The organism is Synechococcus sp. Cruz-7E5 (assembly GCF_024345995.1).
Classification (GTDB): Bacteria; Cyanobacteriota; Cyanobacteriia; order PCC-6307; family Cyanobiaceae; genus Regnicoccus_A.
The window spans coordinates 92,478-117,707 of the sequence record NZ_JAGQCE010000004.1 but is presented as its reverse complement, the minus strand read 5'-3'; the positions used below and the strand labels follow the sequence as shown (position 1 = coordinate 117,707).

24 protein-coding genes are annotated in these 25,230 nt (G+C 67.9%); 9 read left to right on the top strand and 15 right to left on the bottom strand.

The features are described from left to right. Positions 1 to 82 precede the first annotated feature (82 nt). From grrM to mnmE, 5 genes are all read right to left on the bottom strand, one after another. Positions 83 to 1,240, bottom strand: a complete 1,158-nt coding sequence (grrM, locus tag KBY77_RS06845) for a cyclophane-forming radical SAM/SPASM peptide maturase GrrM/OscB (protein ID WP_255102814.1) — start codon at positions 1,238 to 1,240, stop codon at positions 83 to 85. Continuing rightward, entirely contained in the window at positions 1,237 to 1,713 is a 477-nt protein-coding gene (gene grrA, locus KBY77_RS06840) for a GrrA/OscA1 family cyclophane-containing rSAM-modified RiPP (RefSeq protein WP_255102813.1), read from the bottom strand. The genes grrM and grrA overlap by 4 nt, the downstream gene beginning before the upstream one ends. After that, on the bottom strand, positions 1,713 to 2,675 hold the full coding sequence (grrP, locus tag KBY77_RS06835) for an extracellular substrate binding-like orphan protein GrrP (RefSeq protein ID WP_255102812.1): 963 nt from the start codon (positions 2,673 to 2,675) through the stop codon (positions 1,713 to 1,715). Before grrP ends, grrA begins: the two co-directional genes overlap by 1 nt. A 126-nt stretch (positions 2,676 to 2,801) precedes the next feature. After that, positions 2,802 to 3,689 (bottom strand): carboxylating nicotinate-nucleotide diphosphorylase, encoded by an 888-nt coding sequence (gene nadC, locus KBY77_RS06830; RefSeq protein WP_255102903.1) that lies wholly within the window; start codon positions 3,687 to 3,689, stop codon positions 2,802 to 2,804. Positions 3,690 to 3,745: 56 nt separating this feature from the next. Continuing rightward, positions 3,746 to 5,098: a tRNA uridine-5-carboxymethylaminomethyl(34) synthesis GTPase MnmE gene (mnmE, locus tag KBY77_RS06825; protein WP_255102811.1), complete on the bottom strand. Its 1,353-nt coding sequence runs from the start codon at positions 5,096 to 5,098 to the stop codon at positions 3,746 to 3,748. Between mnmE and KBY77_RS06820 the strand changes: the two genes are divergently transcribed. After that, entirely contained in the window at positions 5,079 to 5,600 is a 522-nt protein-coding gene (locus KBY77_RS06820; protein ID WP_255102902.1) for a DUF2062 domain-containing protein, read from the top strand. The genes mnmE and KBY77_RS06820 overlap by 20 nt on opposite strands. 23 nt (positions 5,601 to 5,623) lie before the next feature. Here the strand turns inward: KBY77_RS06820 and KBY77_RS06815 are convergent, their stop codons facing one another. Further along, positions 5,624 to 5,812, bottom strand: coding sequence for a hypothetical protein (locus KBY77_RS06815; RefSeq protein ID WP_255102810.1), 189 nt, complete (start codon positions 5,810 to 5,812; stop codon positions 5,624 to 5,626). Positions 5,813 to 6,037: 225 nt separating this feature from the next. Here KBY77_RS06815 and KBY77_RS06810 point away from each other — a divergent pair, with 225 nt between their 5' ends. Further along, positions 6,038 to 7,738: a hypothetical protein gene (locus KBY77_RS06810; protein WP_255102809.1), complete on the top strand. Its 1,701-nt coding sequence runs from the start codon at positions 6,038 to 6,040 to the stop codon at positions 7,736 to 7,738. Here the strand turns inward: KBY77_RS06810 and KBY77_RS06805 are convergent, their stop codons facing one another. Further along, positions 7,739 to 10,096 carry a bifunctional (p)ppGpp synthetase/guanosine-3',5'-bis(diphosphate) 3'-pyrophosphohydrolase gene (locus KBY77_RS06805; protein ID WP_255102808.1) on the bottom strand — a complete coding sequence of 786 codons (2,358 nt, stop codon included), beginning with the start codon at positions 10,094 to 10,096 and terminating at the stop codon, positions 7,739 to 7,741. A gap of 105 nt (positions 10,097 to 10,201) precedes the next feature. Here KBY77_RS06805 and KBY77_RS06800 point away from each other — a divergent pair, with 105 nt between their 5' ends. Together KBY77_RS06800 and KBY77_RS06795 are read left to right on the top strand one after the other, a co-directional pair. Continuing rightward, complete coding sequence (locus KBY77_RS06800) at positions 10,202 to 11,821, top strand: ABC transporter ATP-binding protein (protein WP_255102807.1); 1,620 nt, start codon at positions 10,202 to 10,204, stop codon at positions 11,819 to 11,821. 3 nt (positions 11,822 to 11,824) lie between these two features. Continuing rightward, on the top strand, positions 11,825 to 13,135 hold the full coding sequence (locus KBY77_RS06795; protein ID WP_255102806.1) for a chloride channel protein: 1,311 nt from the start codon (positions 11,825 to 11,827) through the stop codon (positions 13,133 to 13,135). Here KBY77_RS06795 and KBY77_RS06790 read toward each other — a convergent pair. From KBY77_RS06790 to KBY77_RS06780, 3 genes are read right to left on the bottom strand one after another with little or no spacing between them, the layout of a single operon-like run. Beyond that, on the bottom strand, positions 13,086 to 14,090 hold the full coding sequence (locus KBY77_RS06790; RefSeq protein ID WP_255102805.1) for an RluA family pseudouridine synthase: 1,005 nt from the start codon (positions 14,088 to 14,090) through the stop codon (positions 13,086 to 13,088). The two genes, KBY77_RS06795 and KBY77_RS06790, sit on opposite strands and share 50 nt — an antisense overlap. Then, the gene (gene ylqF / locus KBY77_RS06785; RefSeq protein WP_255102804.1) at positions 14,087 to 15,010 is read right to left on the bottom strand and encodes a ribosome biogenesis GTPase YlqF; all 924 of its coding nucleotides are present in this window, start codon (positions 15,008 to 15,010) and stop codon (positions 14,087 to 14,089) included. Before ylqF ends, KBY77_RS06790 begins: the two co-directional genes overlap by 4 nt. After that, positions 15,010 to 15,393 carry a universal stress protein gene (locus KBY77_RS06780; protein WP_255092290.1) on the bottom strand — a complete coding sequence of 128 codons (384 nt, stop codon included), beginning with the start codon at positions 15,391 to 15,393 and terminating at the stop codon, positions 15,010 to 15,012. The genes ylqF and KBY77_RS06780 overlap by 1 nt, the downstream gene beginning before the upstream one ends. A gap of 137 nt (positions 15,394 to 15,530) precedes the next feature. Between KBY77_RS06780 and KBY77_RS06775 the strand changes: the two genes are divergently transcribed. After that, complete coding sequence (locus KBY77_RS06775) at positions 15,531 to 16,736, top strand: phosphoglycerate kinase (protein WP_255102803.1); 1,206 nt, start codon at positions 15,531 to 15,533, stop codon at positions 16,734 to 16,736. A gap of 6 nt (positions 16,737 to 16,742) precedes the next feature. Here the strand turns inward: KBY77_RS06775 and KBY77_RS06770 are convergent, their stop codons facing one another. Further along, positions 16,743 to 17,150, bottom strand: a complete 408-nt coding sequence (locus tag KBY77_RS06770; protein WP_255102802.1) for a hypothetical protein — start codon at positions 17,148 to 17,150, stop codon at positions 16,743 to 16,745. Positions 17,151 to 17,222: 72 nt separating this feature from the next. Between KBY77_RS06770 and KBY77_RS06765 the strand changes: the two genes are divergently transcribed. Then, the gene (locus KBY77_RS06765) at positions 17,223 to 18,161 is read left to right on the top strand and encodes an NAD(P)-dependent oxidoreductase (protein ID WP_255102801.1); all 939 of its coding nucleotides are present in this window, start codon (positions 17,223 to 17,225) and stop codon (positions 18,159 to 18,161) included. On the opposite strand, the gene KBY77_RS06760 is transcribed toward KBY77_RS06765, so the two are convergent. Beyond that, a complete protein-coding gene (locus KBY77_RS06760) occupies positions 18,151 to 18,906 on the bottom strand; it encodes a hypothetical protein (RefSeq protein WP_255102800.1) in 756 nt (251 codons plus the stop codon). The genes KBY77_RS06765 and KBY77_RS06760 overlap by 11 nt on opposite strands. A 72-nt stretch (positions 18,907 to 18,978) precedes the next feature. Here KBY77_RS06760 and KBY77_RS06755 point away from each other — a divergent pair, with 72 nt between their 5' ends. Continuing rightward, the gene (locus KBY77_RS06755; protein ID WP_255102799.1) at positions 18,979 to 20,058 is read left to right on the top strand and encodes a glycosyltransferase; all 1,080 of its coding nucleotides are present in this window, start codon (positions 18,979 to 18,981) and stop codon (positions 20,056 to 20,058) included. On the opposite strand, the gene KBY77_RS06750 is transcribed toward KBY77_RS06755, so the two are convergent. Together KBY77_RS06750 and KBY77_RS06745 are read right to left on the bottom strand one after the other, a co-directional pair. Further along, positions 20,048 to 21,169 carry a histidinol-phosphate transaminase gene (locus tag KBY77_RS06750; protein WP_255102798.1) on the bottom strand — a complete coding sequence of 374 codons (1,122 nt, stop codon included), beginning with the start codon at positions 21,167 to 21,169 and terminating at the stop codon, positions 20,048 to 20,050. The genes KBY77_RS06755 and KBY77_RS06750 overlap by 11 nt on opposite strands. Beyond that, on the bottom strand, positions 21,142 to 21,315 hold the full coding sequence (locus KBY77_RS06745; RefSeq protein WP_255102797.1) for a hypothetical protein: 174 nt from the start codon (positions 21,313 to 21,315) through the stop codon (positions 21,142 to 21,144). The genes KBY77_RS06750 and KBY77_RS06745 overlap by 28 nt, the downstream gene beginning before the upstream one ends. A 25-nt stretch (positions 21,316 to 21,340) precedes the next feature. Here KBY77_RS06745 and KBY77_RS06740 point away from each other — a divergent pair, with 25 nt between their 5' ends. Beyond that, positions 21,341 to 21,637 carry a hypothetical protein gene (locus tag KBY77_RS06740; protein ID WP_255102796.1) on the top strand — a complete coding sequence of 99 codons (297 nt, stop codon included), beginning with the start codon at positions 21,341 to 21,343 and terminating at the stop codon, positions 21,635 to 21,637. Positions 21,638 to 21,663: 26 nt separating this feature from the next. After that, complete coding sequence (locus KBY77_RS06735) at positions 21,664 to 22,485, top strand: pentapeptide repeat-containing protein (protein ID WP_255102795.1); 822 nt, start codon at positions 21,664 to 21,666, stop codon at positions 22,483 to 22,485. Positions 22,486 to 22,508: 23 nt separating this feature from the next. Here the strand turns inward: KBY77_RS06735 and KBY77_RS06730 are convergent, their stop codons facing one another. Further along, positions 22,509 to 25,226 carry a secretin N-terminal domain-containing protein gene (locus KBY77_RS06730; RefSeq protein WP_255102794.1) on the bottom strand — a complete coding sequence of 906 codons (2,718 nt, stop codon included), beginning with the start codon at positions 25,224 to 25,226 and terminating at the stop codon, positions 22,509 to 22,511. Positions 25,227 to 25,230 lie beyond the last annotated feature (4 nt).

Sequence of the window (25,230 nt, the reverse complement as noted above, 5' to 3'; positions counted from 1 at the left end):
GCAAGGGGGAGATCCAGCTCCGATCATCCCTCCTGGGGGTGGCTGCACGGGCCTATCCAGACCGCTCAGACGCTGGGCCCGTTCAGGCGCTCAGCCCCAGCTCCTGCTCCATGCCGCTGAGCACCACATCGGCCACCAGCTGGATGCGGTAGCGGCAGGCCTCGGTGACGCTGCCATCAAAGCGGCCGTGCTCCCAGTATTTGTTGCTGCCGGCGCCGCCGCCGCAGAGGCCGAAATAGGCGCACTCCTGGCGGCAGAGCTGCACACCGGCCTCGATCTCTCGGCGCACCAGCTGGAACTTGTCGGTGACCATCGATGCCTCCAGGCTGCCCTCCAGCACGTTGCCGAAGACGAAGTCGCCGTATATGGCCGTGGCCACCGCCAGCAGTTCGGGATCAAAGGTGGAGAAATTGCCCTTCGCGTCCACGTTCACGATCGCGAAGGGGGTGTTCATGTCGGTGCTCTCCATCCGGGCTTCACCGCAGGCCAGGCTCGTGATGCCATCGAACTCGCGCAGGCGCAGCCGTTCGGGCTCCGCGCGGATCCGCTGCCAGAAGCGCTCCATGAAGGCGCTGTAGCGGCGCTCGCTGTCGGGCCGCTCGAGGGTGGAGCGCAGGTTCTCACCTTCGGTTTCCTCCATGTTGAAACCGACGCTGGTGATGCCGCTGCCGGTGAAGAAGTCGTAGAGGGCGTCGGCCTGATCGAGGGCATCGGCCGTGAGTACGCAGATCACCTGGAAGGGAATGGCGCGGCGCTGCAGGGCGGCGATGCCGCGCATCACCGCTCCATGGGTGGGCAGGCCCGTGCGGGTGCGGCGGTGGGCGTCGTGCAGGGCAGCCGGTCCATCCATGCTCACGCCCACATGGATGCCGTTGCGCTCGAAGCAGTCGCACCAGGCGTCGTCGATCACCACCGCATTGGTCTGCAGCGACTGCACGATGGTTCCAGGCGGCAGGCCATGGCGCTGCAGAGCCTGGTCGATGCGCTCAGAGGCCGCGTCGTAGAAGGCGATCGGCATGGTGAGCGGCTCGCCCGCATGCCAGAGCAGGGTGAAGCCTCCCTCAAGGAACGGACTTTCGAGCACCCGATCCAGGGCCGCATCGAGGATCTCCAGCGGCAGCCGGCTGCGGTCATCGCGGCTGGGCAGGTAGCAGTAATCGCAGTCGAGGTTGCAGAAGGGCGTGGGTTGTACCACCAGCAGGCGCAGGGGACCAGCCAGGACCGGTGCGGATGGGTTCACCAGAAATTGCGCCAGCCGACGTTGGGCCAGCCGCCATTGCGGAAGCCGCCATTCCGGAAGCCGCCGTTGTAGAAGCCGCCATTCCTGAAACCGCCGTTGTGGAAGCCGCCGTTGCGGAAGCCACCATTGCCCCAGCCCACCCTGGGACCGTTGATGAAGGCCCGCGCCAGCCTGTCGTCGACACCGGCCTCAACCCCCCCGGCTTCTGCGTCGTCCTGCTCCCGGATGGCGGCGGCGATGCGGCGCAGGCGCTCCTCGATGGCATCCGACTGGCGGGTCGGATCAGCGGCGGGTGGAACCGAACCCGAAGCCGCGATGGCCCGGCCCACGCCTGGATCCAGGGGCAGGGATGCCGCCAGCAGCAGGATGCCGAAGAGCCGGGAGCGGGTGAGGAAGGCCATCGGAGCGGGGAGGGAGCGGGGTTGAAACGGAAGCGGCAGAAAACGGCGGGCCGGGTGGCCGACCCAGGGCATCAGGGAGCGGCGGGCCTGGTGGGAGCCGCACCCGCCTGGCTGGGCAGTGGCCTGAGGGCCTCCACCCCCAGCAGCACCGCGTCGAAGTAATTACGAATCTGCTCCGGCGAGCGGTTGAGGACACTGCCAGGACCCACCCAGCGATCGATGGAGGCCACCGCCTCCGGTTGACCGTCGAGATACCCCTGCAGCAACCGCGCGATCGCCAGGTTCACCAGATTGCGGAAGGCGGAGTCGTTCTCAGGCACCAGGCAGGCCACGGCATAGCGCTCATAGGGCTCAGCGGGGGTCTGGAGCAGCGCTCCAGCCTTGCCACCGGCGTTCAAGATGGCCAGGCGGACGGTGTCACCGATCACCCCCTCCACCGACCCGGCCTGCAGAGCTGCCACCGCCTGGGAAAGATCCGCAAAACCGACAGGCCGGGCAGCCGGCTGGATCCCTCTCAGCTCGGTTTCGCCGAGGGAGTCGGCGACCACGCCGATGCGGCGGCCCGCGAGCGACTGTGGCGATCCGTCGAGACGGCCGGCGGGCGACAGCAGCCGCAGGCCGGAGAGACCGAAGGGCATTGAGTAGTCGAGGGTGATGTCCCGCTCCCAGGTGAAGGGCACACCACAGGCCAGATCGCCCTTGCCCTCCTCCAGGCGCTGGCCCAGGGATGCCGGGTCGGTGACCGCATCGAGGCGCACGCTCACCGGCCGGCCCACGGCCACGGCCAACTCGGCGGCGATTCTGTTGGCCACCTCCATCGCCAGGCCGGCCGGCCGGCCCTGGGCATCGAGGCTGAGCAGGGGCGCCAGGTCGGGACTGCCCACCAGCACGAGCTCGCCACTGCGAGCGACCCGGTCGACGACACTCTCGGCGCGAGCGGAGGCCGCCGGCGCGAGGCCAGCCAGCAGGGCCAGACAGCCAGGCAGCAACCAGCGGCACGAACGGACACGAAAGAGTCGCTGAACGGGAGACATTTGCTGATCAGGAGACAGTCGCGTCAAGAAAGTCGCCAGGCAGACCATGCACAATCTGGGTGCCCCAGGCGGATTTGGCCAGCATCAAGGCCGCCAATGCACAGCATTGTGACGAGCCGTAGGCGCTCAGGCCAGCACGGGCTCATAACGCATGCTCAGATCCAGCCAGGGGCTGCGGGTGATGGGGGCGCTGGTGGAGATCAGATCGATTCCGGTGGCGGCATAGGCACGCAGCTGGGCGGGATCCACACCGGAGGCCTCCAGCAGCACCGGCAGACCCCGCTCGCTCGCCCGCCGCTGGAGTTGGGGCACCAACTGCCCCAGGTCCTCGGGAGTAAAGCCGTCGAGCAGAACTGCATCGGCACCAGCGTCAACGGCATGCAACGCCTCATCGTCGGTTTCCGCCTCCACGATCACCCGTGACGGCCAGGGGGCGACGGAGCGCACAGCGGCGATGGCGTGCGCCACCCCACCCGCCCAGGCCAGGTGATTCTCCTTGAGCATGGCGGCGTCATCGAGCCCGCAGCGATGGTTCGTGCCCCCACCGCAGCGCACGGCGTACTTCTCCAGCAGCCTCAGACCAGGGGTGGTCTTGCGGGTGTCGGCCAGCCTCACTCCTGTACCGCTCAGCACCGCCACCAGCGCCGCCGTAGCGGTGGCGATCCCGGACAGGCGCATGGCCAGGTTGAGGGCGGTGCGCTCACCAGCCACCAGGGCCGTCGCCGGTCCCGCCAGTTCCAGCACCCGCTGATCCAGCGCCACCGGCTCCCCGTCGGCCACCAACAGGCGCACCTGCACCGAGGCATCGAGCAAGCGGAACAGCGGCTCCACCAGCACACCGCCACAGAAAGTCCCCGCACGCCGGGCTGTCCAGCTGGCTCGGCCATGCTGGCCGATCAGGGCGGCGGCGCTGAGGTCGCCACGGCCGATATCTTCCGCCAGCCAGGAGCGGAGCTGGAGCTCCAGCTGAGGCTGGCTGAGCAGGGCGGCGGCCGCCAGGGCGCTCGGAGGAATGGCCAACGGGAAAATGGACAGGCAGGGGTTCCCCCATCCTGACGGCCACGACGCGGCTATTTGCCAATGCAGAAGCGGGAGAAGACACGGTCGAGCACGGCTTCGTTCACCTCCTCACCGGTGATCTCGCCGAGGCTGCGCGCGGCCTGACGCAGGTCGATCGTCCAGAAGTCCCAGGGCAGATCCTCCGCGGCTGCCGCCAGGGAGCCATCAAGGCTGTCGGCCGCCGCCGCCGCCAGATCACACTGGCGGGCATTGAGGGCCACCTCCAGGCCAGGCCCGAGGCTGAGACCACAACGGCCCAGCAGCGCCTCCGCAAGCGCCTCGAGGCCGCTGCCCGTGAGTGCGCTGATCGCCACATCCACCTGCGCAGGGGGAGCGGCGACAGCACGATCGGCCTTGTTGCCCACCACCAGCGCCGGCACCTCGGCGGGCAACTGGCCGGCCAGGGCCGCGTCGGCCTCGGTCCAGCCCTCGCTCAGGTCCACCAGCAGCAGCACCGCGTCAGCGCTGGCCAGGGCCCGGTGGCTGCGCTCAATCCCCAGGCGCTCCACCAGATCGTCGGTGGCGCGGATGCCGGCGGTGTCGAGCAGGGTGAGCGGAACGCCCTGCAGCACCAACTCGCTCTCCACCAGATCGCGGGTGGTGCCGGGCTGGTCCGTCACGATCGCCCGCTCACTGCGGCTGAGGGCATTGAGCAGGCTCGATTTACCCACGTTGGGACGGCCGATGATCGCCACCTTCAGGCCTTCCCGCAGCAGCCGGCCCTGGGAGGCCTCCTCCACCAGCTGTCGCAGCGCCTGCTGCACCGCCTCCAGCTCCGCCACCAGAGCCGCCGGATCCAGGGGCGGCAAATCCTCCTCGAAATCCACCCGCGCCTCCAGCTCCGCCAGCTGGTCGAGCAGGCGGGCGCGCAGGGCGCTGATCCGCCGCTGCAGGCCGCCATCGACGCCGGCGACCGCCAGCTGGGCCGCCCGGCGGCTGCGGGCCGTGATCAGGTCGCTGATCGCCTCGGCACGGGTGAGATCGAGGCGGCCGTTGAGGAAGGCCCGCTGGCTGAACTCCCCCGGCCGGGCCAGGCGTGCCCCGGAGCGGAGCACCAGCTCCAGCACACGGCGCACGGCGATCAGCCCCCCGTGGCAATGAAGCTCGACCACATCTTCCCGGGTGAAACTGCGGGGTGCCTTCATCAGCAGCAGCAGGGCCTCATCCAGCCGCTCCGCGCTGCCTGGGTCAACCACATGGCCATAGAGCACGCGATGGCTCCCCCAAGGCTGCTCACCGGGGGGAATAAAGAGATTGCGGCCGATGGTCTCCGCCTCGGGGCCGGAGATTCTTACGATCGCCACACTTCCCTCACCGGGCGTCAACGCCGTGGCGATCGCAGCAATGGTGTCGTCCGAATCCAAGGAGCCGAAAGGCCGTGGTCCACGCCAGTCTGGGTGGCGGCGCTGGAGTTCTGGCTTCCTGACCAGGATCCGGCATTGGATCCACTGGCTGTGGATGCAGGAGGGAAGCCATGGCCAGCGGGCCCGAGGGCTGGCAGCCGGGGTGTTCTGTGGATGCTTTCCCTTCTTCGGGTTGCAGACCTTGCTGGGGGTGGGACTGGCCAGCCTGGTCAGAGGGAACCACCTGCTGGCGGCGGCCGGCACCTGGATCAGCAACCCCCTGACCTACGTGCCGCTCTACTGGTTCAACTATCAACTGGGCTGCTGGCTGCTCGGCACAGGGCAGGGCTGGCCCAGCCTTGACGTGCTCAAGGGGGAGGGCCTCTGGGAGCTGGGCTGGTCGTTCTCGAGCCGGCTGCTGCTGGGTTCGACGATCGTGGGCACGGTGGCCTCACTGGTGCTGGGCTTCGTTTATTGGCGCTGGTTAGAGCGCCAGAGCGGCAGAAACGTGACCGGCAGCTGACAGATCAACCGCCAGCTGAGGGCTCAGCTGTTGCCGAACCCAGGGCAGAGCATCAGGTCGATGTGGCCTCCGCTCGGCTGGCGCCACTCCCGGAACTCCTCGGCCAGTGCTTTGTGCTCACGCCGCTTCTGGACCGCATCAAGGGCCTGAAGCCGTTGATGCACCAGATCAAGGGTGTCGTCGATCAGTTGGGCCGCTTGCTCGGAGGTCATGGCAGCACATGCCAGAGGGTCATCGATTGCTGAATTCAGACAGAGCCCAGCTGTGGAAGCTGTAGCGCCGAGCACTCGGATCGTTCGCTGTGGCTGGATCCTCACTGGCCCTCCAGCGCAATGGCCTGCGCTCGGGCTCTGCTCCAGGGCCGTCAAGCTGTTCCGCTGGGACCGCTCAAACGGCCCATCCATGCAGACTGTGCGCTGGACGACCTGCAGCGAAGCTTGAGCAGACGACGCATCGTGCTGACGGCGCTGTGGCTGCTCACCCTGGTTGGCCTTGCCGTGCGTGTCTGGCGGGCCAGCAGCATCTCCGGTAGTTACGACGAGGAGATCGATTCGCTCGTCTATCTCAGCCAGCGCTGGTTGCAGGGGGGACTCCTCTATCAAGAGAGCTATCTGCGTCAGTGGCCGATCGTCCAGTTGCTCTACGCCCCCGCAGCCTGGCTGGGATCGATCCAGGCCCACCGAATCCTGATCCTGGGCCTCAACCTGCTCGGCGGCGTTCTGCTGGCCTCGGCGGTGCGGAACTTCTCACGCGCTGGCCTCATCCAGCTGGAGCCCAACTCCCTGGTCCCCCTGGCCAGTGGGATTCTGCTGGTGATCCTGAGCCAGAAAATTCCCGGCGGGATCGCCGGGAGCCCGCACCAGTTCGCCAACACCTTCCTGGTGCTCTGCGTCTACACGCTGGCTCGGGGCTTGCCCGCTGCGGGCGAACCCCATGGGCCGCGGGCCTGGCTGGTGGCCACCGGGGCGATGGGGCTGCTGGCGGTGGCCTGTTTCTTCACCCTGATCTATCCCCTCACCCTGGTGAGTCTCCTGGTGCTGGTGCACCACCGTCAGCCGGGTCGGGCCGCAGGAGCCCTCGCTGGTGGCGCCGTCCTGGCAACAGCCCTGATGGTCCTGCCCTATCTGTTCGTGGCGAATGGCCTGAGCCACGCCTGGGCCGGTGCCGTGGCCCTGCCGCTGGAGTGGATCAGTCAGCAGATCTGGAGGGAAGCCGACGTGGGCTTCCTGTTCGGAGCACTGATCCGCACGCCGATCGCAGGACTGCCGCTGTGGCTGCTTGTGCTGATGCCAGCGGCCGGGGTTCTCCTGATCGCCCGACAGACGTGGAAAACGTCTGGGCGACGCCGCGAACGGTTGTTGCTGGTGCCTGGCCTGGCCGTGGTGTTCCTGCTCGAGCTCACCTGGTCGTTCCAGCGCACCGATTTCAACGGTCATGACGGCCAGTTGGTCGTGGTTCCCGTGGTTCTGTTCGTGGCCTCGGGGATGGCGGCTCTGGAGCGCTCCGGCCGGCCCGCCGTTCGCCGGGCCGCCTTCGGTGGCACCTTGATCCTCTCGCTGATCCTGTTCAACAACATGTTCATCGCCGAAGTCTTCGGCGCCCCGTCACGACTCTCCAGCCGAGTGATCGCGCTGGAGCAGGACCGCACCATGCTGCGCACCTATCTGGCCTCCCTTCCCGCTGAAAGCCGCGGCTTCACGGCGCCTCAGGATCCAGCTCTGCAATGGCAGTTGAAGGTGCCGTCCACCACCGTGGGCATCGGCCCTGACTGGAGCCTCAATCCCCAGGGGATGAAAGCGTCCTGGGCCACCTCCGTGATCGGCCTGCCGGTGGGGGTGGCCCAGACCTGCGCCCAGCTGCTTCAGCCCGCCAACGCTCACCTGGTGTGGAAGCGGGTCGATCCGGAGGGTCCCAACACCGAGGCCTTCATGCGCCAGTGCCTCAGCCAGGAGCCTGGGCGCTGGGTAGAGCTCACCCAGGATCTGGGGCTGCGCACCGGCGAATTCAGACTGTTCAGCCGCCAGGGCGACCCCATTTCGGCTGCGGCCCCCTCTGACTTGACACGATCCGCCGGCCTGAGTGGTGAGCAAGACAAGCTGTTTGAAGGTCAAACCAGCTCCGCGGCAGACACCCCCTGATCAGCCGATGCCGGTGCGGCAGAGATCGAGCACGTCGGCCATGGAGCGGATCTGATCCATGGTGGTTGCAAGCTGGCTGGCGCTGGCGAGCTCCACCTTGAGGTCGATGCGGGCGGGCTTGCCGTAAGCCGTGCGCACCCTGGCATCACTGACGTTGATGCGGCTGTAAGAGAGGCGCGTGAGGATGTCCTTGAGCACACCGACACGATCGAGCACCTCGATCCGGATCTGAACGGGATAGCGACGACGCTGCTGGTCAGCGGCCGGATTCCAGCGCACCGGCAATCGCCGCTCCACCGGAACGGCGGCCACATTTGCGCAGTCCTGACGGTGAATCGTGATGCCGTGATTGCCCAGGGCGACGCTGCCGACAATCGCTTCCCCAGGCAGGGGACAGCAGCAGCCTCCCAGGCGGTACTCCAGGCCCTCCAGCCCCAGGATCGGACTGCCAGAGCCATCCGCCGAGGATGGCAGCGGCAAACTGGCCTGATTCGACACGCTGCGGGCAAGGTCCTCGTTGCTGAGCACCGGCGCCGCCGCCGCGGTCGCCAGCCGGACCTCCTCACGCAGGCGGTTGACCACCTGCTGCAGGGTGACGCCACCGAAGCCGATGGCCGCCAGCAGATCCTCGGTGCCCACCAGGTTGCATCGGCGGGCCACCTTCGCGATCGCCTCTCCGTTGAGCAGGGCATCGAAGCCATCGCGGCCCAGCTCCCGCTCAAGCATGGCAGTGCCTCGCTGGATGTTCTCCTGGCGATGGCTGCGTTTGTACCACTGCCGGATGCGGTTGCGGGCGGTGGGGGTAGCAACGAAGTTGAGCCAATCGAGGCTCGGATGGGCGGATTTCGCAGTGATGATCTGAACGAAATCACCGTTGCGCAGTGGCGTGGCCAATGGGCAGAGACGGTCGTTGATGCGCACGCCCTGGCAGTGGTTCCCCACTTCGGAATGAATGCGAAAGGCGAAATCCACAGCCGTGGATCCCTTGCGCAACCCCACCACATCCCCCTGGGGTGTGAACACGAAAACCTCCTCATCGAAGAGGTCTTCCTTGATCGAGGCGAGGTAATCGCTGCTGTCTTCACCTCCATCGTCCTGCTGCCAGTCGACCAGCTGGCGCAGCCAGTTGAAGCGATCGGCGGCACCGGCTGAGGCGGGTGATCCCCCCTCCTTATATTTCCAATGGGCGGCGATGCCGTACTCCGCCACCTGGTGCATCTCCGTGGTGCGGATCTGCACCTCAATCGGCCGATGCCGGCCGATCACGGCGGTGTGCAAAGACTGATAGCCGTTGGGCTTTGGCAGACCGATGTAGTCCTTGAAACGGCCAGGAATCGGACGGAAGGTGTCATGAACCACCGCCAGAGCGCGATAACAGCTCTCGAGATTGGGGGTCAGGATGCGCAGGGCCGCCACATCGAAGATTTCGTGGAAGGCCTTCTGCTGCATCTGCATCTTGCTCCAGATGCCATAGAGATGCTTGGGCCGGCCGCTCACCTCACAGTCGTGCAGACCCGCGCCCTGAAGCCGTTGCACCAGCAGGGCCACCGTGGCAGCCAGTCGCTCCTCACGGTCGCTGCGTTTGCTGGCCACCTGCTGCTTGATCTCGCCATAGGCCTCTGGCTCGAGGATCTTGAAGGCGAGGTCTTCGAGTTCCCACTTGAAGCGGCCGATGCCGAGCCGGTTGGCGAGGGGTGCGTAGATCTCTCTGGTTTCACGGGCGATCCGCTGCTGCTTTTCGGGTTTGAGGGCCCCGAGGGTACGCATGTTGTGCAGCCGGTCCGCCAGCTTCACCAGCACCACGCGGATGTCACTGGCCATGGCCAGGAACATCCGTCGCAGGTTCTCTGCCTGGGCTTCGGTGTGATTGGTGAAGTGAATGCCTCCGAGCTTGGTGACCCCTTCCACCAGAGCGCGCACCTCGGCGCCGAAATGAAGCTCAAGCTCCTCGGAGGTGACGTCAGTGTCCTCGACCACGTCGTGCAGGAAGCCGGCGGCGATCACACCGGCGCTGGCGCCGATGTCGCGCAGCAGATCAGCGACGGCGACCGGATGAATGATGTAGGGCTCGCCTGTGGCTCTCACCTGGCCGTCGTGGAGCTGGAAGGCGAAATCAAAGGCTGCCGCCAGCAGGGCTTCAGGGTCGGTCGGACAGGTCTCCCCGTCGCCGGGGGGCACGTGCACTATGCACTCCCTGAGCCAATCGGGGAGCTTCACCCCGTAGTCGTCGGGGGAGCGGATCGGCCGCCGTCTCAGAACTGGGACCGCGTCGATCGCCAGGGACGGCGGATCGCCAAAGCCCTCAACCAGGCTCTCGCCCGCAACGTTGTCCTTGATTCCAACGGCGGTATCGAGCATCACCGGACACTTCTGACTCCATCGTATGCAGATCACGCAACAAAACCACGAGTGCGCCCGCACGCCCCCCATGCTGTGCCAGCACGTCCTGATCCGCCGCGTCCCATGGCCGACACGCGTGCCGCCGAGCCGGTGCTGGAGATCAGCGACCTGGTCGTGAGCTACCCAGGCGGCAGCGCGGCCCCCACCCTCAATGGCCTCAACCTGCGCCTCTGCTCCGGTGACACCCTTGCCCTGGTGGGGCCCTCCGGCTGCGGCAAAAGCACGGTGGCGCGGGCGGTGCTGCAGTTGCTGCCCCCCGGCAGTCACTGCAGCGGACACCTGAGCCTGTCGGGTCAGGACCCCCGTGCTCTGAAGCGTCCGGCCCTGCGCCAGTTGCGGGGGGAAGCCGTTGGGCTGGTGTTCCAGGACCCGATGACAAGGCTGAACCCGCTCCTGCGCATCGGTGAACACCTCAGCGACACCATCTCGGCCCATCGTCCCGGCTGGGAGCGAGCCCGGGTGCGCCAGCGCGCGGAGCAGCTGCTGCTGCGGGTCGGCATCGGCCCGGATCGCTACAGCAGCTATCCCCATGAGTTCAGCGGTGGCATGCGCCAGCGGCTGGCGATCGCCCTGGCCATGGCCCTGGAGCCAGCCCTGGTGATCGCCGATGAGCCCACCACCAGCCTGGATGTGGCCGTGGCGGCCCAGGTGATGGCCGAGCTCACCGACCTCTGCCGCGAGAGTGGCAGCGCCCTGCTGCTGATCAGCCACGACCTCGCCATGGCGGGGCGCTGGTGCCAGCGCATCGCCGTGCTCGACCACGGGCAGGTGGTGGAGGAGGCGCCCGCCATCGGCCTGCTGCGCGCTCCCAAGGCACCGCTCAGCCAGCGGCTGGTGGCGGCGGCCCGTGCCCGCGAAGGCAGCCACACCCCGGCCACCGCCGAGGCGTCACTGCTGCTGGAGGTGGAGGAACTGCGCTGCTGGCATCCGCTGCCCTCAGCGCCATGGCGGCGGCGCTGGCTGAAGGCAGTCGATGGGGTGAGCCTGCGCCTGGGGCCGGGGGAAACCCTCGGGGTGGTGGGAGCCTCCGGTTGCGGCAAGAGCACCCTCTGCCGCGCCCTGATGGGGCTGACACCGGTGCGGGGTGGCCGGGTGAGTCTGGAGGGCCGCGACCTGCTCAGAATGGGCGGGACGGAGCTCGCCAGAGCCCGCCGCAGCCTGCAGATGGTGTTCCAGGATCCGCTGGCCTGCCTCAATCCGAGCATGACGGTGGGGGAAGCCGTGGCGGATCCGCTGCTGATCCATGGCCTCGCCAGCCGACTTGAGGCCCGCGCCAGGGCCCGAGAAGGACTGGCCACCGTGGGACTGGAGCCGCCGGAGCTCTACGAGAACCGCATGCCGCGGCAGCTCTCGGGAGGCCAGCAGCAACGGGTGGCCATCGCCCGCGCCCTGGTGCTGGAGCCGAAGGTGCTGCTATGCGATGAGAGCGTGAGCATGCTCGACGCCGAAGTGCAGGCTGAGGTGCTGGCCCTGCTGCGGCAGCTGCAGGGGCGCCTCGGTCTGGGGTTGATCTTCGTGACCCACGACCTGGCTGTGGCCGGCGGCTTCTGCCAGCGGCTGATCGTGCTTGACGGGGGGCGAATCGTGGAGGAAGGGCCCGCTGGAGCGATGCTCGAGCGGCCCCAGGCCGTGATCACCCGCCAGCTGGTGGAGGCCTGCCCGCGGCTGCCAGCGCCCGCCTGAACCATGCCCTTCCTCCGCCGGGTGTCATTGCGGAAGATCGCGAGCCTGCTGCGGCTGTTCCTGCTGGTGAATGCGATCGGCATCGGGGTGGCCCTGGCGATCTGGGTCTATGGACTGGAGATTCAGGCGGTGAATGCCCTGCGCCTGCAGCTGGCCAATCACCTGCCCCGCTGGTTCGTGCTGCCCATGATGGGCGCGCTGGGGGGCGGCATCGCCGGAGGCCTGATCAGCGCTGTGGAGCCCGGTGCCAAGGGATCGGGGATCGTGCAGGTGATGCTCTGGCTGCGGGGGGTGCCGGTGCCCATGGGCTGGCGGGTGGCGGTGGTGAAGCTGCTGGCCAGTGGCGTGGCGATCGGCGGCGGCATCCCGGTGGGGCCTGAGGGGCCATCGATTCAGATCGGCGCCTCCCTGGCCAAGGAAGCAGCTGGTGGGATTTATCCCCACGACCACCAGCAACGTCTGGCGGTGGCCATCGGCAGTGGCGCGGGACTGGCTGCCGTGTTCCACTCCCCCCTTGGTGGAACGCTGTACACGATCGAGGAGTTGCTCAAGCGCTCGGACGTGCGCACCAACGCCATCGCGACCTTCGCCACCTTTGCCACCATCGCCTGGACCCGCCTGCTCTCGGCGGCTCCCGTGGGACCGGCCTGGCTGCGTGATTTGTTGCCGACGATCCCCTATCCCAGCCGCCTCAATGATTTCCGCCTGGTGGATGTGCCGATCCTGCTGCTGCTGGGAGTTCTCGCCGGTGGTTTGGCGGTTTGTTATCAGCGGGGCATCCTGCGCCTGCGCCTGGTCCTGAGGCAGCTGAGTCTGGAGGCCTGGCAACTGCTGCCGCTGGTAGGACTGGCGATCGGCCTGGGCTGGTCACTCCTGCCCGGCAGCTTCGACAACCCTGACCGCCTCGACTTCGACGCCCTGCTGGGGCTCAGCGGCCCGTCCACCGCCCTGCTGGCCCTGGGGGTTCAAGGATTGGGGACGGCCGTGGCGGTGGCGGCGGAGGCACCGGGGGGGTTCCTGGCACCGGCCCTGGTGGTGGGCGCCTCCCTGGGCACCCTGGTGCAGCAACTCTGTCTGGTGCTGTTCTCCTATGCCCCGGCCACCCTGCTGTTCGCCGGGGGCGGCGCCTTCCTGGGCGCCCTCACACGCACCCCGCTGACGGCGATCCTGCTCAGCTTCGAGCTGAGCAAGAACTACGCCCTGCTGCTGCCGATCGGCTTTGCGGTGCTCACCGCCATCGCCGTGGCCGACCAGCTTGAGCGCCTCACTCTGTTCGATGTGATGCTTGAGGAAGCCATCCCGGGCTCCCGCTGACGGCTGGGTTGAGGCGCTGTCGCAGGGCGGTGAGCAGGGCCTCGAACACTGGCGGCAGTGGAGCCGCGAAAGCCAGTCGCTCGCCGCTGATTGGATGATCGAGACCCAGGGCCACCGCATGCAGGGCCTGCCCGGGCAGCTCCAGCGGGAGCTTGCGGCAGCGGCTGTAGGTGGCATCGCCCACGATCGGATGGCCGATGTGGGCGCAGTGGACCCGAATCTGATGGGTGCGGCCGGTGTCGAGCCGGAAGCGCAGCAGGGAGTAATCGCCGAGGCGCTCGATCAGGGTCCAGTGGGTGCAGGCGAAGCGACCCTTTTCATCGGCCACCACGGCGTATTTCTTGCGATCAGCAGGATGACGGCCGATCGCCCCCACGATCGTGCCGCTCTCGGCCGCAGGCGCCCCATGCACCACTGCCAGGTATTCCCTTGAGGCCACCCGCTTCTGGATCTGCACCTGCAGTCGCACCAAGGCCTCCTGGCTCTTGGCGACCACGATGCAGCCGGTGGTGTCCTTGTCGAGGCGATGCACGATGCCGGGACGCATCTCACCACCGATTCCAGGCAGATCGGGGCAGTGGTGCAGCAGGCCATTCACCAGCGTGCCGTCGCGGTTGCCCGGCGCCGGATGCACCGTGAGTCCGGCCGGCTTGTTGAGCACGATCAGATGGGCGTCCTCGTAGAGCACATCGAGGGGGATCGGCTGGGGCAGCAGGTAGGGCAGCGGCTCAGGCGGCGGCATCCACAGCTGCACCTCGTCGTGGAGCCGCAGGGGGGTCTTGGCCCGGCCCGTGACGCCATTGACACGCACGTAGCCGGCATCAATGAACTTCTGGATGCGGGCCCGGCTCTGCTCCGGCCGCTGGGCCACCAGCCAGCGGTCGAGGCGCATCGGCAGCGGCTTCGGGTAGTGGAGGGTGACCAGTTCACCCTCTCCTTCGCCGAAGCCCGTCATGCCTGATCAGGGGGCAGCTCCAGGGCGATCGGACCCAGAATGGAGCGGCGGAAGTCGTCAAGCAGGCGCTGGGCCATGCGGGCTGTGTCGCCACTGGTGTGGCGGGCGGCGGCGGCCTCCAGCCAGCCCCAGCCATCCACCACGTTGTTCTCCAGGCGTGTGATCGGCACGCCATAGCGCCCCAGTACGCCGCTGGAGGAGATACCCGCCGCCGGATGGACCTGCAGACCATCAAGCAGGCGCAGGAAGGCCACGGCCACGGCCTCACCGTCGTAGGCAGCCTGGCCGATGTCATCGCAGAGGGCTAGCAGCAGGGCGGCGCGCTGGTCATCGAGGCGGGGCGGCAGCACCCCGGGGGCATCGAGAAGATCCAGCTCCTGGCCCAGCCGCACCCAGCGCAGGGTGCGGGTCACCCCGGCGCGGCGGGCGCTGTCGACCACCTTCTGACGCACGAGGCGGTTTATCAGGGCCGACTTACCCACGTTGGGGAAGCCGAGCATCAGGGCGCGCACCGGGCGCGGCCGCATGCCCCGTCCTGCCCGGCGGGCGTTGAGCTGCCCGCCAGCGCGGATAGCCGCCTCCTGGAGCTGCTTGACGCCGGTGCCCACCTTGGCGTCGCACCACCAGGGGGTCTCGCCCCGTTCACGCAGCCAGTGGTCCCAGGCCTGGCGAGCTGCCTCACTGATCATGTCGCGGCGGTTGATCACCAGCAGACGCGGCTTGGCTTTCATCCAGCGCTGCAGACGGGGGTGGCCGGTTGCCCGAGGGATGCGGGCATCGCGCACCTCGATCACCAGGTCCACCTTGGCGAGCTGGGTGAACAGCTGCCGCTCCGCCTTGGCGATGTGCCCCGGATACCACTGGATCGCGGGGGCCGACTGGCTCAGACCCTCACCGACGGGGGTGGCGATCCCCTCCATCAGGGCACCACCAGCACAGGGCAGGGGGCCAGCTGGATCACCCGCGACGCGGTGCTGGGCTGATCGGCATCGAGGGAAAGGCCGCGGGTGCCCATCACGATCAGGTCGGCATTGATCTCATCGGCCACATCCCCGATCACGAAGGCGGGCCGCCCTTCCCGCTCGATCACCTCACAGGTCACACCGGCCTGCTCGAAGTGGCCGCGGGCCTGCTCCAGCAGCCGCGCCACGGCGGCGGCATCGTGCATGACACCCTCCTCGGGCTCCACCACGGAGAGCACCACCAGGCGGCTGCCGTGCTGGAGAGCCAGCTTCAGAGTCAGGGCCGCCGTGTCCATGGTCTGGCGGCTCTGGTCGATCGGAAACAGAACGGTGTTGAACATGGGTTCGCCATCGAGTGGTCGCCATCCCGGCGCAAGGGTCGGACAGAACGTGCCGCCCCACTTGTCCTAGCGCCAGCCTGGGACCCGGGCCGAGGGCTGCGGGTTAATCTCTCCCATCCTCGATCACCCAGACCCCCATGGCGAAGCGATCCCTGACCAGCCTGTCCGCGGCCGATCTGCAAGGCAAGCGTGTTCTGGTGCGGGTCGACTTCAACGTACCTCTGGATGAGAGCGGTGCCATCAGCGACGACACCCGCATCCGCGCGGCACTGCCGACCATCACCGACCTCACAGCCAAGGGCGCCAGGGTGATCCTGGCCGCCCACTTCGGTCGGCCCAAGGGCGAGGTGAATGAAGCGATGCGCCTCACCCCGGTGGCTGCCCGACTGAGCGAGCTGCTGGGCAAACCGGTTGTGAAAACCGAGAGCTGCATCGGCCCCGATGCCGAGGCCAAGGTTGCGGCCATGGCCGACGGTGATGTGGTGCTGCTGGAGAACGTGCGCTTCTTCGCCGACGAAGAGAAGAACGAGACCGAATTCGCCAGGAAGCTGGCGGCCCTGGCCGAGGTCTACGTGAACGACGCCTTCGGCGCCGCCCACCGGGCCCATGCCTCCACCGAAGGCGTGACCGAATTCCTCACTCCCAACGTGGCCGGTCACCTGATGGAGAAGGAGCTGCAGTATCTGCAGGGCGCCATCGATGAGCCGAAGCGCCCCCTGGCGGCGATCGTGGGCGGCTCCAAGGTGAGCAGCAAGATCGGCGTGCTCGAGTCGCTGATCGACAAGTGCGACAAGGTGCTGATCGGCGGCGGCATGATCTTCACCTTCTACAAAGCCCGCGGCCTGGCAGTGGGCAAGAGCCTCGTTGAGGAGGACAAGCTGGAGTTGGCCCGGGAGCTCGAAGCCAAGGCGGCCGCCAAGGGCGTGCAGCTGCTGCTGCCCACCGACGTGGTGCTGGCCGACGCCTTCTCCCCCGACGCCAACACCCTCACCACCTCGGTGACCGAGATCCCCGATGGCTGGATGGGCCTCGATATCGGCCCGGATTCGCTCAAGGCCTTCCAGGCCGCCCTGGCCGACTGCAAGACCGTGATCTGGAACGGACCGATGGGCGTGTTCGAGTTCGACAAGTTCGCTGCCGGCACCAATGGCGTGGCCCACACCCTGGCCGAGCTGAGCGCTCAGGGCTGCTGCACGATCATCGGCGGCGGTGATTCCGTGGCAGCGGTGGAGAAGGTGGGGGTGGCCGAGAAGATGAGCCACATCTCCACCGGCGGTGGCGCCAGCCTCGAACTGCTGGAGGGCAAGGTGCTCCCAGGCGTCGCCGCCCTCGACGACGCCTGAGGCCACTCAGATCTGGTCGGCCGGATCGCCCCAGCCCCCAGGGCCGCCCTTACCACGGCGGCCCTGGGGAGCCGGTAAACCCAGCCGCTGATGCAGGGCCCGGGCTTCCTCCCGGGTCCGGCTCATCAGCTCGCGCCTGGCCTGGCGTTCAGTTTGGCGGCAGGCGCTGAGTGCCTCCAGGTCCTTGGCCTCGTTCAGGCAGCGCTCACCCTTGCGGAGGATGGCGATCTGGTCGGTATGGGCCCGCAACGAGAGAGTGCGCTGCCCTTTGAACAGCTCACTTTTCTGGTTGGGGGTCAACTGAAGGCGGCTTGGCCCGGTCTGGGCCTGGCCCGAGCCCACCTGCAGCAGCATCGCCAGGGCAGCCGCGGCAGGAGGCATCAGCACAAGCTGGGCATTCCGGATGAACGACATGGCGGAAACGGTTCAGGCTCAACCATGCTCCCGTAGCCGGATCACCAGGGTCCAACTGAACGGGCAGAACTGATGACCAGATCTTTCCAAGACGGTCCAGAGCAACCAGGCCAGCTGGACCGCCCAGCCACGGCCTTCCTCGGTCTTGGAGCACTCGGGGCACCGATGGCGGCCCGGGTACTGGCGGCGGGATTTCCCCTGATCGTCCACAACCGCAGCCGAGGGGCGGAAGAGCCGCTGGCCGCCTCAGGGGCAACGAGAGCCGCCACAGCGGCTGAAGCGGCGGCCTCAGCCGAGCTGATCGCCGTCTGCCTCAGCGATGACACCGCCGTTGAGGAGGTGCTGTTCGGCCCAGCCGGGGTTGCCGAGGGCGTGGCCCCAGGCTCCCTGGTGATCGACTTCTCCACCATCGCGGCAGCCACCAGCCAGCGCGTCGCCGCCCGCCTGGGCGAGCTGGGGGTGGGATATCTCGATGCCCCGGTCACCGGCGGTACCGAGGGGGCTCGAGCCGGCACGCTCTCCCTGCTGGTGGGAGCCTCCAGCAACCACCTGGAGCGTGCCCGCCCCCTGCTGGAGGTGGTGGGTGGCCGGATCAGTCATTTCGGGCCGGTGGGATCGGGCCAGCAGGTGAAGGCCGTCAACCAGATCCTGGTGGCCGGGAGTTATGCCGCCCTGGCGGAAGGCCTGGCCCTGGCCAGGGCCCTGGGGCTGCCGCTGCGACAGGTCTGCGCCGCCCTCGAAGGGGGCGCCGCTGGCTCCTGGGCCCTGCAGCACCGAGCCGGAGCAATGATCGAGAACTGTTACCCCCTCGGTTTCCGCCTGGCGCTGCACCGCAAGGATCTGGCGATCGCCCTCGAGACAGCCGCCGCAGCCGGCGTGAGCCTGCCGATCAGCACCAGCGTGGCCGGGATCGAAGATGCCCTGATCGCCGCCGGTCACGGCGACGAGGATGTGTCAGCCCTGGCGCGGTGGTTCTGCCCAGACCAGGCCCCAGGTTTCCTCAGGGAGTGAGCGCGGCCTTGTCCGCTACCACCCGCACCCGCTTGGTGGTGCTGACGATGCCCTTGGGGTGGACCAGCAGCACAGCCCAGGTCTGGCTGCCGGGCTTCAGGGGTGCCTGCACCGACTTGAACAGGCCGCCACCGCCGAGGGCCGCCAGCTCCAGATCGGGGGTTTCCAGGGCGCTGATCTGCTCGGGGGTGATAGCGGCGATTCCACCGGCGGCCACCGCCCCATCGAGCGGTTCATCGAAGACCACGTCAACGTCGTAGCGCTGGCCCGTGAGCACCGCGTCCGGAATCAGCACACTCACCGGCAGGCTCGCCTCACCGCTGCGCAGGGTGGTGGTTTCGCGGATCAATTCCTGGCCGTTCAGCCGCGAGCCGTTGGCACTGAGGGCCAGCACCTGCTCGGCCTGCAGGCTGTAGCGGAAGGGGCCCTCCGAGCGGCTGCCGGTCACCGCGATGGCCACGGTGGGGCGACCATCGCGCAGGGGAGCGCCCGGGCTCACCGTCCAGCGGGCATCAGGGAAGCGGTCGCGCAGGATCTTGTAGCGGGCCTCCAGGCGAGCGGGATCCAGGCCGGGGCCCGCTTCCACCATGGCGGTCAGGTTGGAGGAGCTGCCGCTGTTGAGGGCGCCCTCCAGGCTCTGGAGCAGGGCCGGGGACGGTGGGGCGGCCTTGGCAGCCGGCAGGCTGACAACCACCGTGGCCGCCAGCAAAGCCAGAAGGAACGGGTGGAGGGGCGACTGCGACATCAGGGGCGGCCATGGCGGCCCTTTTAAGTTAGGCGCGCCCAGGTCAAGCGCCGTGCCCGTCAGTGAAGGTCCATGCCCAGGCTCCTGATTGCTGCCAGCGGCACCGGCGGGCACCTGTTCCCGGCCCTGGCGGTGGCGGAAGCCCTGCCCGCCGGCTGGCAGGTGCAATGGCTGGGGGTTCCCAACCGGCTTGAGAGAGAGCTCGTTCCCAGCCGCTTTCCGCTGCACACGATCCGGGCGGGGGGGTTGCAGGGCCGGGGCTTGCGCAAACTGTGGCAACTGCTGCGCCTGATCGCCGCCAGCGTGGCGGTACGCCGGCTGATCCGACGAGAGGGCATCGGCCTGGTGTTCAGCACCGGGGGCTACATCGCCGCTCCGGCGATCCTGGCGGCCCGCTGGTGCGGAGTGCCTGTGGTCCTGCATGAATCCAACGCCATCCCTGGACGGGTCACCCGCCTGCTGGGCAGGCACTGCAGCCGGGTTGCGGTGGGGCTGCGGGCGGCGGCGGAGCGCCTGCCCCAGTGCCGGCCCCTGGTCACGGGCACACCGGTGCGCGCCGACTTCCTGAAGCCAGCCCCCCTGCCCAGCTGGGTGCCCGAGGGAGAAGGCCCCCTGGTGCTGGTGATGGGCGGCAGCCAGGGTGCCCTCGGTCTCAACCGCATGGTGCGCCCCCTGGTGCCGAGGCTGGTGGCCGCCGGCTGCCGCGTGGTGCACCTCACCGGCAGCAGCGATCCGGACAGCGGCAGCCTGCAGATCCCCGCCTACATCGAGCGGCCCTTCAGCGACGAACTGCCCGGCCTGTTGCAGCACGCCCAGCTGGCCATCAGCCGTGCGGGGGCAGGCAGCCTCAGCGAACTGGCCGTCTGCGGCACCCCCACGATCCTGGTGCCGTTCCCCCAGGCGGCCGACCACCACCAGGACGCCAACGCCGAAGCAGCCGCCGAAGCCGGAGCCGCCGTGATCGTGTGGCAGCACGCCCCGGAGCACCCGGCCCTGGAGCAGGCGGTGTGGCGGCTGCTGGGGCCACGGCTTCGCGGGGCAAGCGCTGGCCTCGATCCGCTCCACACCCTGAGGGCGGGCATGGAGCGCCTGGCCGTGCGCGACGCCGATCAGCGGCTGGCGGAACTGCTGATCGAGCTGGCTAGCGGCTGATCTCCTGCCGCAGGGCCCGCAGCAGCCGTCGGTTGTTGCGGCGGTTTTGGAGGGCGATCCGCAACCAGCGCTCCCCCAGGCCAGCAAAGGAGCGGCAGTCGCGCAGCAGCACGCGATGGTGCCACTCCAGTCGCTCACGCAGCGGCACCAGGGAACTCTCCGAACGCACCAGCAGGAAGTTGGCGGCCGAGGGCAGCGGTGTCAGGCCAGGCAGCTGCTGCAGGCCCTGCTCCAGCCAGGGGCCCTCCACCGCCACCCAGCGCTGCACCCGCTCCTGCCAGCGCCGATCACCCACCACCGCCTCCCCCACCGCGGCGGCCAGGCCATTCACCGGCCAGGGGTCGCGCCAGCCGGCCCAGCGCCGCAGCCGCTCGGGATCGGCCAGGGCGTAGCCCAGACGCAGGCCGGCGATCGCCAGCAGCTTCGTGAGGCTGCGGATCACCACCAGCTGGGGGTGATCCTTGAGCAGCGGCACCAGCGACTGCTCTTCCCCGCCGGGCACCAGGGGCAGGAAGGCCTCATCGACGATCACCAGCTCGAAGCGCTCCAGCAGGGGCTCGAGCGAGGCGCGGCTCCAGAGCTGGCCGGTGGGGTTGTGGGGATTGGTGATCCACAGGGCCTGATGCGCACCGGCCGGAGGTGGCGGCAGTGGCTGGGGCCAGGTCAGCGCTCCCGGCAGCGGCAGCTGCAGGGGCCAGGCGCTCCAGGCACCACCCCAGCAGGCCAGGGCCCGGGGATAGTCGGCAAAGCCCGGGGTGGGCAGCAGGCTGACGCCCGCTGTGGCCGCATCGCGGGCCAGCCAGGTGAACAGCTCGGCGGCCCCGTTGCCGGGCAGCACAGCGGCCGGATCGAGCTGGTGGTGGGTGGCGATGGCCTGGCGCAGCCGCAGCTGCTCGCGGTCGGGGTAATCCCGCAGGGGCGAAGGCCGGCCTGGTGAGGTGCGCACCGCCGCCGCCAGCACCCGCCGCACCGAGGCCGGCGGCCCGAATGGCACCAGGGAGGCGCTGGCATCCAGCAGATCGGTCGGGCGGCAGCCCAACCGCCGGGCCACGGCCTCCAGATTGCCGCCATGGAGATCGGGCGTCAGCAGATCCAGAGGGGCAGCGTCCATGCCAGCTCCAGCAGGCCTCCAGCGTGAACGCCGATGGGCCCCAACATGGCCCAGGCCGGACCTGAGAGGTTGATCGTGCTGGCGAACGACCCCCAGGTGAGGAGGTCGCCATAATCGGCCCCGTGAAGAGAAAGATTGGTGGGCAAGGGCTGGGGCAGCGCAAACGGGCTGATGGCGGGCCTCACCGCGGCGGTCAGCCTGCTGTCGCCAATGGCCCAGGCCGCCCCCTACTGCCTGGCGGCGCAGCGATTCTTCAGCCAGGGACCGCAACCGCCCGACGCCTCGGTGGAGCGGGTTAATGGGCGCAACATCCAGAGCTGCTCCAGCGGCCAGCTCTGCCTCAACCAGCTGATCGCCGGGATGGTGGGCCTGGAGCCCTTGCCGGCGGCCTACGAATGGAAGAAAATCGGCCCTCGCTGGTGCATCGAGCCCCGCGATGTCACGGCGTCCCCTGCGGCCGCCCGCTGAGTCCACCCCCATCTCCCCCCTCCGGCATGGCATCCCCGCCGCGATTCCATGGCCCCCTCCTTGGGGGAGCTCTGCTGCTGACCGCCGGCGCCCAGCTCCTGGGCGGAGCGGGCCTGGCCGCGGAAGCCAACGACTTGATGCGCCTGCTCGACAAGAAGGCCTGCTCCAGCTGCCGGCTGCAGGACGCGGATCTGGTCCATGCGGACCTGCGCGACGCCGACCTGAGCAAAGCCCAGTTACAGCGAGCCAACCTCAGCCGTGCCCAGCTCGATGGCGCCAATCTTCAGGGCGCCAACCTCACCTTCACCTCCTTGCTGGGGGCCTCCCTGCGCGGCGCCGACCTGCGCGGTGCCCAGCTGGAGGGCACCGATCTGCGCGAGGCCGACCTCAGCGGCGCCCTGCTGGATGTGGACAGCCTGGCCCGCAGCCACTGGAAGCGGGCGGTGGGGGTGAATCCCAGCGCCAGCAGCTACGCCGACCTGCACAATTCCGGCGTGGAAGCGGCCCTGCAGGGCCGGGCGAGCGAAGCGGAAACCTATTTCAACCAGGCGATCCTGAAGCAGCCTGATGCGGCCCTGAGCTGGCTGGCGCGGGGCATCAGCCGGGCTGAGCAGGCCAAGCGTGAGCAGGCCGCCGCCGATTTCACCTACGCCGCCAGCCTGTTCGAGCAGCAGGGCAACACGGTGGTGGCCAAACAGGTGCTGCAGGGCGCCGAACAGCTCAAGAAGAACCCCCAGGGCGGGGCCGGCGGCAATGGCTGGGGCGGCCAGTTCCTGCAGAGCGCCACGGCGATCTTCCAGCAGCTGGCACCACTGGCGATCAAATACTTCGCTCCGCTGGCCTTCTGATCACAGGATCTGGGTCCCTGGGCTCAGGGGCTGTAGATCAGGCGGCGAGCATCCTGGGTGGAGGGGGTGTAGCCATAGCCGTAGGTACCTCCCTGCTCGTCATCAATGATGCGGGGGGTCACGAGGATCACCAGTTCATTCTTGAGGCGGGCGCCATTGGTCCTGCGGAAGAACTGACCCACCAGGGGCAGATCACCAAGGATCGGCCATTTCGACACTTCCTGATTATCTTCATCGGAGATCACACCGGTGAGGATCAGGGTCTGACCATCGCGCACGCGCACGCTGCCGGTGTCGAGACGTCGCAGGCGCAGGATGTCGATGAAGCCACAGCCCGGCACCGGTTGCTGGTCGACCACGCCGGAAATCGCCGGAGAGAGGGTGAAGGTGACGAAGCCATTGTCGTCGATTTTCGATATCCGCGCCCCAAACGTGAGGCCAGCTGTGCTGAACGTGGGCTCGCAGCTGGTGCCCACATTGGCGGTGTTGGTGACTTCATAGGCCGACACGACCTGGCGACCCACGGTGACGAACGACTCATTGGCCCGTGAGCGGCCGATCGTGGCGGGGCTGAGGCCAGAGGTGTCGCCAGCCTGCCCACCAAGACCACCTCCGCCAACATTGGCGCCACCCTCGATCAGCTCAGGGTTCTCACTGAGAATCAGGGTGGGGCTGGCCAGCACCTTGGCATTGCGTGACACGATCTGAGCCTGCAGGAAGCTGAAGAATTCGTTGTCGGGATAGTTGAGGCCGGGGTTGCGGCGGCGTGAGCCGGTGTAGCGCTGGAATGAGTCTGAAGCAGAATCAGAAAAGGAATCAGATCCTGATCTGGAGGTGCTCGAACCCGTGCGACCCGAGGCAGAGCTGGAAGTGGAACCGGAGTTGGCGAAGCCCGATCTGCTGCGTGTGATATTCACTCCGCTGTTCACCCGTGAAGATACAATCTGGGAAATCCTGGATGTGAGATCATCCGTGATACCCCGCGTGGTGCGGCCTGTGGGCACAATACGATATTCGGTATCAGTCACTTCGATATTGGGTAGCTGGTCAGGCGCTCCAGCATTTGGATTCGGAATAAACCGTGTCACTTCAAAGGGCTGAATCTCCGTGCCCGTCTCCCGGAACAGTCGCCGGTTCAAATCGCTGATCTGACTCTGATCCAGCGAGCGGCCGTTATTGAGCGAGAGGGTGAGATCTTCAGTAAAACTGGAAGCATTACCAGTTCCTGAATTGCTGCCAAATTGATCGCTTGAGTTGGCACCGGATGTCGCATTATTAGAAGAATTATTGAGGGAGTTATTCGACGAAGTCGACGAGGATCCAAAGAACTCTCGCGTGTTGGCATCGCTGAAATCGCTGGCATTAGCCGGCAGATTGCGTCCAAAAGCTGCCAGCAACCTGCCGCCATCGTTCACGATGAAGTTGTTGCCGAAGCGGAAGGCAAAGCTGTTGTCAATCTCGGTGTCGTTCGTGAGGGTCACGTCGAGAATCTTCACCGAGAGAGCCACCTGACGCTGGCGCAGATCCAGCTGCTTGAGGTATTGCTCGCCGATGGCCACCAGCGCCGGCTCGCCCACGATCGTGATCGTGCCCAGGCGTGGGTCGGTGGTGGCGCGCAACCCCACCAACGGGCCACTGGAAGCCCCGAAAGCCTCCACGGTCTGCTGGGTGGAGGTGGTGCTCTGGGAGGTGGCGGTGAGACCGCTGCCGGCAGGCTGAGCCCCCAGGGGCACACCCTGGGACACGGCCGTGGTGACGGACGTGGTTTTGGTGACCTGGGCCCCGAGGTTGGCGAGGTAATCCGCCGCTGAATTTGGTGACACCTGGTTGAGGCGGTACACCTTCGACATCTGCGGGCCGATCGTCTTGCCCAGCACGTCGGAGCCCACCAGGATGGTGTTGCCCTCTTTGCGCGCCTGCAGGCCGGAGGAGAGCAGAACGAAGTTGAACGCCCGCTCATAGGGCTCGTTCTGGAACGCAACCGTGACCGGGGCGGGAGGCCTTGGCGCAGAAGGGGAATTCACTCCCCCCTGCAGCGAGGCATCGGAGAAGGCAAAGCCATACCCACCCATCTGCGAGAGCACCATCAGCACGTCGCGCGGATTGGCGGCCCGGGTGGTGAGTGTCACCGGCGGGCCGTAGAGGCTGAGGTAGCCGCGGTTGCGGATTGTCATCGTGCCCACAGCGATGTCTCCCGAGGGAGGCGCCACGGCCCGCGGGCGCAGAGGCGGCACATAGGGCGCCGTAGGCACCCGCGCCGGCGCACGCAGATCCACCCTGGCCGTCTGGCTCACGGCCAGCTGCGGGGCGTTGAAGCGCACCGTGAGATCACGGCCGTCGCTGCTCACCAGCGGTGTGCCCAGGTTGCGCCCGGGCATCGGTGTCACCTTCAGCTGGAATTCCGTGCCGGTGCCATCGAAGGTGATCGAATCCACGCCGGCGTCAGTCATCGACAACGACTGGGGGCCGGCCTTGAGTCCACGGATCTGCGAGGTGCGCAGCTCGCCCAGCCAGGCCTGGCCCTGCATCTGCTGGCGCAGGTCGCTGCCCGTGCCCGCATCCTGGATCACCAGCTCCAGGGCATCGGGCAGGCGGCGCAGCTTCAGCTGCAGGCCGTCGGAGCGAATGGCCGCCTGGGCCAGCACGGGAGCGGGAGACAGCGCCAGAGGGAAGCTCGCCAGCAGTGTGCTGCTGGTGGCCAGCCACAGTCCGGCGCGGAATCCAAGACCAGCTGAGCCCATCAAC